This is a genomic window from Pseudomonas sp. SIMBA_068, from assembly GCF_046534705.1.
In the GTDB taxonomy this organism is placed as follows: domain Bacteria; phylum Pseudomonadota; class Gammaproteobacteria; order Pseudomonadales; family Pseudomonadaceae; genus Aquipseudomonas; species Aquipseudomonas putida.
Window position 1 is genome coordinate 1 of record NZ_JAWRYI010000704.1, and the last position, 265, is coordinate 265.

Genomic DNA, 265 nt, shown 5'->3' on the forward strand with positions numbered 1-265 from the left:
GCAACTCCTTACACCGCTCGACCGGCAACTTGAACATCGCCTGGCGCAGACCATGCTGGTTGACCACCGCCTCGGCAGGTGCGGCAACGGCCATCCAGTGATAGAGGCCGCCCGCCACCCCGCCAATCAAAAATACGTTGAGCAACACCGAGACGACCAACCACGGCTTAAGGGTTTTGGCTGTCATTGCTCGGTTTCCTCGGCGTTGACGGTAAACACGACGTCGGCATCGCCTTGATCGAAGACGCTGGGCAACACTTCGGAT

Annotated in this window: 1 pseudogene; it reads right to left on the reverse strand. The window is 59.2% G+C overall.

Annotated features, from left to right (window positions below):
- Positions 1-187, reverse strand: a pseudogene (locus SB756_RS31060) (hypothetical protein); the annotation flags it as partial.
- Positions 188-265: the final 78 nt, after the last annotated feature.